General features: G+C 62.5%; 10 protein-coding genes. 1 reads left to right on the forward strand and 9 read right to left on the reverse strand.

From position 1 onward, the window contains the following. From pnp to ABJN75_RS23440, 3 genes are all read right to left on the reverse strand, one after another. Positions 1 to 1,374, reverse strand: a 1,374-nt coding sequence (pnp, locus tag ABJN75_RS23430) for a polyribonucleotide nucleotidyltransferase (RefSeq protein WP_348442095.1), incomplete at its 3' end; no start/stop codon positions are given. Between the two features lie 341 nt (positions 1,375 to 1,715). Beyond that, positions 1,716 to 1,985 carry a 30S ribosomal protein S15 gene (gene rpsO / locus ABJN75_RS23435; RefSeq protein ID WP_152010753.1) on the reverse strand — a complete coding sequence of 90 codons (270 nt, stop codon included), beginning with the start codon at positions 1,983 to 1,985 and terminating at the stop codon, positions 1,716 to 1,718. 182 nt (positions 1,986 to 2,167) lie between these two features. After that, the gene (locus tag ABJN75_RS23440) at positions 2,168 to 2,521 is read right to left on the reverse strand and encodes a hypothetical protein (protein ID WP_348442096.1); all 354 of its coding nucleotides are present in this window, start codon (positions 2,519 to 2,521) and stop codon (positions 2,168 to 2,170) included. 162 nt (positions 2,522 to 2,683) lie between these two features. Between ABJN75_RS23440 and ABJN75_RS23445 the strand changes: the two genes are divergently transcribed. After that, positions 2,684 to 3,394 carry a gamma-glutamylcyclotransferase gene (locus ABJN75_RS23445; protein ID WP_348442097.1) on the forward strand — a complete coding sequence of 237 codons (711 nt, stop codon included), beginning with the start codon at positions 2,684 to 2,686 and terminating at the stop codon, positions 3,392 to 3,394. Between the two features lie 11 nt (positions 3,395 to 3,405). Here the strand turns inward: ABJN75_RS23445 and truB are convergent, their stop codons facing one another. From truB to nusA, 6 genes are all read right to left on the reverse strand, one after another. Further along, positions 3,406 to 4,341, reverse strand: coding sequence for a tRNA pseudouridine(55) synthase TruB (truB, locus tag ABJN75_RS23450; RefSeq protein WP_348442098.1), 936 nt, complete (start codon positions 4,339 to 4,341; stop codon positions 3,406 to 3,408). 1 nt (position 4,342) lies between these two features. After that, positions 4,343 to 4,804, reverse strand: coding sequence for a hypothetical protein (locus ABJN75_RS23455; RefSeq protein WP_348442099.1), 462 nt, complete (start codon positions 4,802 to 4,804; stop codon positions 4,343 to 4,345). Position 4,805: 1 nt separating this feature from the next. After that, complete coding sequence (gene rbfA / locus ABJN75_RS23460) at positions 4,806 to 5,228, reverse strand: 30S ribosome-binding factor RbfA (protein ID WP_348442100.1); 423 nt, start codon at positions 5,226 to 5,228, stop codon at positions 4,806 to 4,808. 89 nt (positions 5,229 to 5,317) lie between these two features. Next, positions 5,318 to 7,909 (reverse strand): translation initiation factor IF-2, encoded by a 2,592-nt coding sequence (infB, locus tag ABJN75_RS23465; RefSeq protein WP_348442101.1) that lies wholly within the window; start codon positions 7,907 to 7,909, stop codon positions 5,318 to 5,320. Between the two features lie 92 nt (positions 7,910 to 8,001). Continuing rightward, entirely contained in the window at positions 8,002 to 8,628 is a 627-nt protein-coding gene (locus ABJN75_RS23470; protein WP_348442102.1) for an RNA-binding protein, read from the reverse strand. Between the two features lie 26 nt (positions 8,629 to 8,654). Beyond that, positions 8,655 to 10,091, reverse strand: a 1,437-nt coding sequence (gene nusA / locus ABJN75_RS23475; RefSeq protein ID WP_348442103.1) for a transcription termination factor NusA, incomplete at its 5' end; no start/stop codon positions are given.

A 10,091-nucleotide genomic window follows, 5' to 3' on the forward strand; every position in this document is an offset into this window, starting at 1 on the left:
CGGCACGCCGGCATCCATCAGCGCCAGCGAGGTGCCGCAAACGGTTGCCATCGAGGACGAGCCGTTGGACTCGGTGATTTCCGAGACAACGCGCAGCGTGTAGGGGAACTGGTCAGCGGACGGCATCATCGGGTGGATGGCGCGCCATGCGAGCTTGCCATGGCCGATTTCGCGGCGGCCGGGCGAACCTGTACGGCCGGTTTCACCAACCGAGTAAGGTGGGAAGTTGTAGTGCAGCATGAAGGTGGCCTTCTTGGTCCCCGTCAGGCTGTCAACATACTGCTCGTCTTCGCCGGTGCCGAGCGTAGCAACAACGATCGCCTGGGTTTCGCCGCGCGTAAACAGCGCCGAACCATGGGTGCGCGGCAGCAGGCCGACTTCGGAGACGATCGGACGCACGGTCGACAGATCGCGGCCGTCGATGCGGCTCTTGGTTTCGAGGATGGCGCCGCGAACCACCTTTGCCTGCAGCGACTTGAAGACCGCGCCGATGACTTCGGACGCAAAGCGGGGCTCTTCGCCGTCAGCCGGAGCGAAGTGTTCCTTGACCTTGGCCTTGACCGCGTCGATGGCGGTGTAACGGGCGGCCTTGTCGGTGTTGGTGTAGGCATCGCGCAGATCGGCTTCGCACATGGCGAGCATTTCGGCTTCGAGTTCGGAATGATCCGGAGCGTTGAAGTCGCGCGGTTCCTTGGCAGCGGCCTCGGCGAGCTGGATGATCGCGTCGATCACCGGCTGCATCGACTTGTGGCCGAACATGACAGCGCCGAGCATGACCTCTTCACCCAGTTCCTTGGCTTCCGATTCAACCATCAGCACGGCGTCCGAAGTGCCGGCAACGATCAGGTCGAGGTCAGATTCAGGCATTTCGTCGACATGCGGGTTGAGCACATAGTCGCCGTTGATATAGCCGACGCGGGCGCCAGCGATCGGGCCCATGAACGGGATGCCGGAAATGGTCAGGGCAGCCGAAGCTGCAACGAGCGCCAGGATGTCGGGGTTATTTTCCAGGTCATGCTGCAGAACGGTGATGATGATCTGGGTGTCGTTCTTGTAGCCATCGGGAAACAGCGGGCGCAGCGGGCGGTCGATGAGGCGCGATGTCAGCGTCTCGTTTTCGCTCGGGCGGCCTTCGCGCTTAAAATAGCCACCGGGGATCTTGCCGGCTGCGTAGGTCTTTTCCTGATAGTTGACGGTCAGCGGAAAGAAATCCTGGCCGGGCTTGGGCGACTTGGCCGAAACGACGGTGGCAAGCACGACGGTTTCGCCATAGGTTGCGATGACGGCGCCATCGGCCTGACGGGCAACCTTGCCGGTTTCCAGGATGAGCGGACGGCCGCCCCATTCAATCTCGACCTTGTGGGTATCGAACATGTATTGTCCTTCGTGTGCGGGCATGTGGGCGTGACCGCTTTTCGGCCGCGCGCTTCACTGTCCCGTTTTGTTTAGAGCGCATCTCGGGCAAGACAACGGGAGGCTTTGGTAAGGGCCGGCCTGACTGGCGGCTGAAAGCATCCTGCAATCCTGCCCCATGACGGGCCATTGCAAATGTCCGGAACCGGGCTACCCGGTACATCGGACGGTTTTAGCGCAAATGCCAGACCTTGTTCAGCCTGACGGCGTGCGCCTGAACGCCACGGCCCCCGGAGTGAGCTGAGGGGCCGGAGAATCGTTGCGGCGGGCAGAGCCTGAGGCTCCGCCCGCCGGCAAGCAGTTTAGCGGCGGATGCCCAGACGGGCGATCAGCGCTGCGTAGCGCGCTTCGTCCTTGCGCTTGACATAGTCAAGCAGCGAACGGCGCGTAGACACCATGGTCAACAGCCCGCGGCGTGAATGGTTGTCTTTCTTGTTTTCCTTGAAGTGGCCGGTCAGGTTGTTGATCCGTTCGGTCAGAATGGCAACCTGGACTTCCGGCGACCCGGTATCGCCGGGCTTCGTGGCGTATTCCTCAATCAGCGCAGCCTTGCGCTCAGCAGTAATCGACATCGTGTAATCCTTTCAGTCTGGATGGATGTGGCGCCCGCTGCCGGGATGTCGTCCAGCAAGGGCCTCGAAGCGTCAGGCCGGCAAAACCGGCGATAACGGCTGGGCTATAGGGCAATTTGAGCCGAAATGAAAGGAATTTTTACGGAACGATTGGGCAGCGACCGGCGAACTGATCCGGTGCTTCAGCAGCCGCGCTTGACGTAGGCGTCAGGCACGGCCTCGATCCAGGCGACCGAACCGGCATCGTCACCGGAAATGTAGGGGCCGTCGGCGACGCAGTAATAGCCGTCTCGAAAGCCGTCCATATCGGAGGTGTTGATGACCCGCGAACCGGCACCTCCGCCGACCATCGGTCCACCAAGGTCGGTCAGCTGCCGGTTGGCGGCGCCCCGGTTTTTCGAGCACCCGAGAATGATATACCAGCCGCAGCCATTGGCATCAAAGCCGGGAGTTTGCGCCTGAACAGGTGCTTTGAAACCGGTCAACGCGGCGGATGCGAGGCCGATGATGGCGGCGGCAGTGCAGAATCTGGTCAACTTGGTCTCCCCTTTTTTGACAAATTGCCCGAATGACAGCGGATGTTCAAGCGTCGAACCGGAGCAACGCGCAAGCGCACAGGCAAGCAGCCTTGACACAGGCGCCGCTGCCAGACGACTTTCGGGACAATTGGCGCAACACGCAAAAGGAAGCCGTTGACCATGGCAAACAGCAGGCAGATGCGGCTGACCCGGCGGCACGTTGATCTTGTCCATCGCGAGATCGAAGACCCGGGCCCCAAACTGCTGCCGGGATTCCGCGCGGCCACCGACGCGGACTTTTCGGAGGCTGTCGAGGCCATGCTGGCAAGCTGTCCGACAGAGGATTTCTGGTTGTTCGGCTATGGCTCGCTGATCTGGAATCCGGAGACCGGATTTGAGGAAAAGCGGCTGGGGCGGGCCATCGGCTGGCACCGGCGGTTCTGTCTCGGACCGGATTACCGTTATCGCGGCAGCCACGACAAACCCGGCCTGATGATGGCGCTGGATCGCGGCGGCCAATGTACCGGCATGGCCTACCGGCTGCCCCGGGCCGGGCTGGAGGACGAGTTGCACCGGCTGATCCGCCGCGAGTTGAGCCAGTTGCCATCGGCGTTCCCCTGGCGCTGGATCAGTGTGAAGACCGATCAGGGGCCGCTCAAGGCGCTGACATTCGCCATGGACCGCAACAATCCGCGTTATGTGGCCGGGTTGCCGGATGAAGAGATTGCCGCGGTGCTCGCCAATGCCTGCGGTTATCGCGGTTCGATGGCGGAGTATCTGTTTTCGACCGTCGCCATGCTCGAAAGCCTCGGCATTCACGATCGCAATCTGTGGCGTCTGCAAAGCCTTGTGGCGGCTCATATCGAAGCCAGCCACGGCGGTTCATTCTGACGGAAAAGGGTTCAGCCCCTGAACACCCGGCGGGGGCGGAATTCGCCGCCGGCGACCTCGCCAATGGCGAGAAGCGAACCTCGGACAAAAGCACAGGCATCATCGGTGGCGACCGGCGCGTCGCGGCCCCTGAGGATGATCGGGTTGCCCATGCGGATGCGGTGCGCCTGGTCTTCGCTGACATCGATGCGCGGCAGCATGCCGAGCGCTTCGCCGGGGGGAACCAGATAGGCATCGAGCTGCGCCAGACGTTCCGCGTCATCCTCGATTTGCTCGAGCGCGATCAGATCGGCGAGCGGAACCATGGCGTCTTCCGCGAACGGGGCGACCATGGTGCGGCGCAAGCCCGACACATAGCCAAAACATCCCAGGTCACGGCCAAAATCACGCGCCAGCGCCCGCACATAGGTGCCCTTGCCGCATTCCACCTCGAACACCGCATGATCTGCATCGGGACAGCCCAACAGCGTGATGCGGTGGATCTCGACCTCGCGGGCGGGAATCTCCACTACCTCGCCATCGCGCGCCATGTCATAGGCGCGTTCGCCGGCGATCTTGACGGCGGAGAACGCCGGCGGCACCTGTTCGATGACGCCGGTATAGCGCGGCAATAGCGCCTCGATTGCGGCGCGATCGGGACGGGCGTCAGACTGTTGGGTCACCGAACCCTCGAGATCATCGGTGTTGCGCTCCTCGCCCCAGGCAACAGTGAATTCATAGACCTTGCGGCCATCCATCACGTAAGGGACGGTCTTGGTGGCGTCGCCAAGCGCGATCGGAAGCATGCCGGAGGCCAGCGGATCGAGGGTTCCGGCGTGGCCGGCCTTTTCCGCCTTGAACAGCCATTTGATCTTGGAAACAGCCTCGGTGGAACCGAAATCCCAGGGCTTGTCGAGCACCAGCCAGCCGGAAACGGGCCGGCCCTTCTTCTTGCCGCGGCGCCCCATCTCAGGCGTAACCAGGCTTTTTGCGGAATGTCGCGGCTGTCCGGGCGACACTGCCCGACGGCATCGGCCTTGCCGGGCACTTATCGTAATCGAGCGCATAAAGGCGCTTGGCGACCAGATAGCCGGCAGCAATGGTTCCGCCATTTTCAGCCCGGTACAGATCTCCGAGTTTCTTGACGATCAGCGGTTCAATGACACCCAGGGGCGGATCGCCTGCGGCTGCCGCATCCAGCATCGCCGGTTCATTCGCCGGTGCGTTGACGATCAGTTCGATGGCGCGCATTTCCGGGTCGCTGTGCGAAATTTCCTTCTTGCGGGCGTAAGGCAAGCCACTGTCGACAATCATCTCGACGATGAAAACGGCATCCTCATTGTCAACCGTCTTCATGCAGTTGGCGTAAAGCGTTGCCCGGTTTTCAAGCGACATGGCGGCAATTTTTTCGGGTGTAACAAGGGTCGCCATCTTACTGCTCACCGTCTTTGTTATCGGCATCGTCGTGAGGTTCCAGATCGCGCGCCACTTCAGGCGATTTCAGCAGTTTGTCGATATGCTGGTAATTGGCGAAGCTGGTGTCATCACGAAAACGCAGTTCGGGGATGGTGCGCATCTGGCGCAGGTCCGGGGAAACGCGGCCGCGAATGAAACGGGCGTTCTTGTTGAGCGCCGCGATGGTGTCGGTGTGATCCTCTACGCCCAAAGGCGTGACATAGGCGGTGGCAACCGTCAGATCCGGCGACATGCGGACTTCGGTGACCGAAATAAGCGTGTTGGAAAGAATCGGATCCCGGATTTCGCCGCGCTGCAACACCTGGGTGATGGCGGCGCGAACCTGTTCGCCGACACGCAGCATGCGCTGGGATGGGGCCGAGGAGGATGATTTGGGCATGAAATTCCAACCGAAATTGCGGGCGCAATGGCCCGGACGCGAGACGACGGAGAACAGCCCGGCGCATGGCGCGCCGGGCTGGGTTCACATCAAAGCGTGCGCGTGACGTGCTCGACTCGGAAGCACTCGATAACATCGCCAGCGCGGATGTCTTCGTAGTTCTCGAAGGCCATGCCACATTCCTGGCCGCCATTGACTTCGGCGACTTCGTCCTTGAAGCGCTTGAGGGTCTTGAGCTTGCCTTCGTGAATGACAACGTTGTCGCGGATCAGGCGGACGCCCGCACCACGTTCGACCTTGCCTTCGGTGACACGGCAACCGGCGACCTTGCCGACCTTGGTGATGTTGAACACCTCGAGGATCTCGGCATTGCCGAGGAAGGTTTCGCGACGTTCCGGAGAGAGCATGCCCGACATGGCCGCTTTCACATCATCAACCAGATCGTAGATGATGTTGTAATATCGGATTTCGACGCCATCGCGTTCAGCCGCATCACGCGCCTGCTTGTTGGCGCGAACGTTGAAGCCAATGATGGCGGCACCCGAGGCTTCCGCCAGCGAGATGTCGGATTCGGTGATGGCGCCGGCGCCGGAATGAATAATCCGGGCACGGACCTCGTCGGTCCCCAGCTTGTCGATGGCGCCTGCAATGGCTTCGATCGAACCCTGCACATCGCCCTTGACCAGCAGCGGGAATTCCTGGCTGCCGGTATCCTGCAGCTGGGTCATCATCTGCTCGAGCGAGCCGCGTGAGCCGCTCTGGCGCGCCGCAGCCTTGTCGCGGGCAAGCCGCTGACGATATTCGGCGATCTCGCGGGCGCGGCCTTCATTTTCCACCACAGCGAAGCGGTCGCCTGCCTGCGGTGTGCCCTGAAGACCAAGAATTTCGACCGGGAACGCCGGTCCGGCTTCCTTGACCTGCTCGCCTCGGTCGTTGACCAGGGCGCGTACACGGCCCCACTGGTCACCGGCCACGAGGATTTCACCCGGACGAAGCGTGCCGGTCTGGACCAGCACGGTGGCAACCGAGCCGCGGCCACGATCGAGCTTGGCTTCGATCACCACGCCTTCGGCGGTGCGATCCGGATTGGCCTTGAGATCGAGCAGTTCCGCCTGCAGCAGGATGGCATCGAGCAGCTTGTCGAGATTGAGCTGCTTGGTGGCGGACACCTCGACGTCGAGAACCTCGCCGCCCATGCTTTCGACGAACACTTCATGCTGCAGCAGGTCGGTACGGACCTTCTGGGCATCAGCGGACGGCTTGTCGATCTTGTTGATCGCCACGATGATCGGCACACCGGCTGCCTTGGCGTGATTGATCGATTCAATCGTCTGCGGCATCACGGCGTCGTCAGCCGCCACCACAAGGATGGCGATATCGGTGGCCTGGGCGCCACGGGCGCGCATCGCGGTAAAGGCGGCGTGACCCGGGGTGTCGATGAAGGTGATCAGCTGACCATTCTTCTCAACCTGGTAGGCGCCGATGTGCTGGGTAATGCCGCCAGCCTCGCCGGAAACGACGTTGGCGTCACGGATGGCGTCCAGCAGCGATGTCTTGCCGTGGTCGACGTGACCCATGATGGTGACGACGGGAGGCCGCGAAACCAGTTCGCCGCCTTCATCCTCGACATTGAATATGCCCAGTTCGATATCGGATTCCGAAACACGCTTGACGGTGTGGCCGAATTCGCCGGCGATGATTTCAGCAAGGTCGGCATCGATGATGTCGCCAGGCTTCATCATCTGGCCTTCCTTCATCAGGTACTTGATCACATCGACCGACCGCTCGGACATACGCTGCGAGAGTTCCTGGATGGTGATGGTTTCAGGCAAGGTAACCTCGCGCATGACCTTTTCGCGCGGCTCCTGCGCCATCGAGCGACGCATCTTTTCCTGGCGCCGGCGCATGGCCGACAAGGAACGGCCGCGCGAGTTGCCGTCATCGCTCAGAGCGGCATTCAGGGTAAGCTTGCCGCGACGTCGGTCTTCTTCGACCTTGGGACGCGTCGGCTTGGGAGTTTCCGGTCGCGCCACCTTGGCGCCCGGTCGGGCCGGGCCGCCGGTACGGGCGGGAGCTTCCGCCTCATTCTCGCGGCGACGGCCACGGGAAGCCTCTTCGACCGCAGGTGCGGCCACGGCTGCGGGCGCGGCTTCGACCGGTGGTTCTTCGACAACCGGCGGATTGGCCGCGGCTTCGGCGGCGCGGAGCTTGTCCTCTTCAGCCTTGATGCGGGCTGCCTCGGCTTCCTCTACGGCGCGGCGGGCGTCTTCCTCGGCCTTGCGGGCTGCCTCTTCCTCGGCGCGCTTGCGCTCCTCGACTTCGCGAACACGACTGTCCTGCAACGCACGACGGCGCGCTTCAACTTCGCTTGCCGAAAGCCGGTTGAGCACAGCACCGCGCGGCGGCGCCGTCGGTGCGGGCGCGCGTGGTGGCGGCGGGGCAACCGGGGCCGCCGGCTTTTCAGCGACGGGCGCAGGGCGCGGCTTGAGAGTCACAGGCGGCGCCTGGTTTTCATCTTCAGGACGCGTGACGCGGCGCTTGCGCGTTTCCACCACCACGGCCTTGGTGCGGCCACGACCCATCTCCTGGCGTACCATCCCCTGTTCAACAGAGGGGCGTTTCAGCGAGAAGGTCTTCTTGCCGGTAACACTGATTGTCTTGTCGTCGTTGCTGTCGCTCATTCCGTATCCGTTTCCGCGGGAAACCGCATCGCGCCCATGCGCGTCGGCTTCTTAATCGTTTGCACCCGGGCGAAGCGCCCGAAAGCCCGTCTTCAGTCCGGTCCCGCCTCGGGACCATTCCTGTAGCGCGCAAGCATCTTTGCGCGCTTCACTACACCCTCACCGGCCTGCCCTGCAAGCGCGGCGGCATGGATAAAAGCGCCTTCGCCCATGGCGAGCGCCAATTCATCGGCTGAAAACAGCCGAAAGACGGGTATCTCCGCCTCCTTGATGCCCCTGGCCCGGGCCGTATTGGCCTGCCGCAACTTGCGGACACCGTCATCGGAAGCGTCCGAAGCATGCATCAGCGCCACCGCGCCGCCTGATCGTATGGCGTCATCCACCTTGCCGGAACCGGTGATGAACTGGCCCGACTTTCGCGCCATGTTCATCATTCCGAAAAGGCTGTCGCACAACAACCTGTCGACCACACCACCCAGATCGGGATCGGTGGTCACCTCAGTCTTCAGCGCCCGGCCGAACAGCTTGCGCTTGGCCGCCAGATCAACCACGGCCCGCTCCGCCGTCACCCAGCAGCCGCGCCCGGGAAGAACCTGGCGCAAATCCGGAACCAGCGAGCCATCAGGCCCGGCGACAAACCGGATCAAACCATCCGGCTGGCCGCGTTCCCTGGTCACTATGCACATCCGGTCGTTCACGGGTTCGATCCTGACCTTCACGGCAAAGCCTCCGGCGACGTCCGGCCTCAGGCCTCTTCGCCGCCGGCCACGACTTCAGTTTCAACTTCGGTGTCGGCTTCAGCCTCACTGACACCCTCTTCCTCGTCTTCGACCAGCAACTCGTCCTCGGTGATCCAGCCGACGGTGAGACGGGCAGAAAGGATCATCGATTCAGCTTCGGTGCGGGTAATTTCCAGCCCCGTAAACAAGCCGTCAAATCGCTTGGTTTCGCCGTCCTTGCGCTCCGACCAGCCGGTCAGATCATCAACTGCGCAGCCGGCGAAGTCCTCAACGGTCTTGATGCCGTCAGCGCCCAGCGCCACCATCATGGCCGTGGTCATGCCGGGCACGGTGCGCAACTCGTCCTCGACGCCCAGTTCCTTGCGCTTGGCGTCCAGTTCAGCCTCAAGCTTGTCGAGATATTCGCGCGCCCGGGTCTGCAACTCGTTGGCGGTTTCCTCGTCAAAGCCCTCGATCGCGGTGATTTCACCGAGATCGACATAAGCCACTTCCTCGACCTGGCTGAAGCCTTCGGAGGCAAGCACCTGACCGACCATCTCGTCGACGTCGAGCGCTTCCATGAACAATTGCGTGCGCTCGTTGAATTCCTTCTGGCGGCGCTGGCTTTCCTCTTCCTCGGTGAGAATGTCGATATCCCATCCGGTGAGCTGCGAAGCAAGGCGAACGTTCTGGCCACGACGGCCGATGGCCAGCGAGAGCTGTTCGTCGGGGACGACGACTTCGATGCGCTCGGCATCTTCGTCCAGCACCACCTTGGCCACTTCGGCCGGTTGCAGCGCGTTGACGATGAAGCTGGCAGGCGACGGCGACCATGGAATGATGTCGATCTTCTCGCCCTGCAGCTCGCCGACAACGGCCTGCACGCGGCTGCCGCGCATACCGACGCAGGCGCCGACCGGATCGATCGAGGAATCATTGGAGATGACGGCGATCTTGGCGCGGCTGCCCGGATCACGTGCCACCGAGCGGATCTCGATGATGCCGTCGTAGATTTCCGGCACTTCCATCTGGAACAGCTTGACCATGAACTGCGGATGGGTGCGCGACAGGAAGATCTGCGGGCCGCGCTGTTCGCGGCGCACATCGTAGACATAGGCGCGAACCCGGTCACCGTAGCGGAATGCCTCGCGCGGAATGGTCTCGTCGCGGCGGATGATGCCTTCGCCACGGCCCAGATCGACGATGACATTGCCGTATTCGACGCGTTTGACGGTGCCGTTGACGATCTCGCCGATGCGATCCTTGAATTCATCAAACTGCCGGTCGCGCTCGGCTTCGCGGACCTTCTGCACGATGACCTGCTTGGCCGACTGGGCGGCGATGCGGCCGAAATCCATCGGCGGCAGCGGATCGGCGATGAAATCGCCAAGCTGCGCATCGGGATTGCGGTCACGCGCCAGCATCAGCGGGATCTGGGTGGAATAGTCCTCGGCGTGTTCGAC

The organism is Hoeflea sp., assembly GCF_039975035.1.
In the GTDB taxonomy this organism is placed as follows: Bacteria; Pseudomonadota; Alphaproteobacteria; order Rhizobiales; family Rhizobiaceae; genus Hoeflea.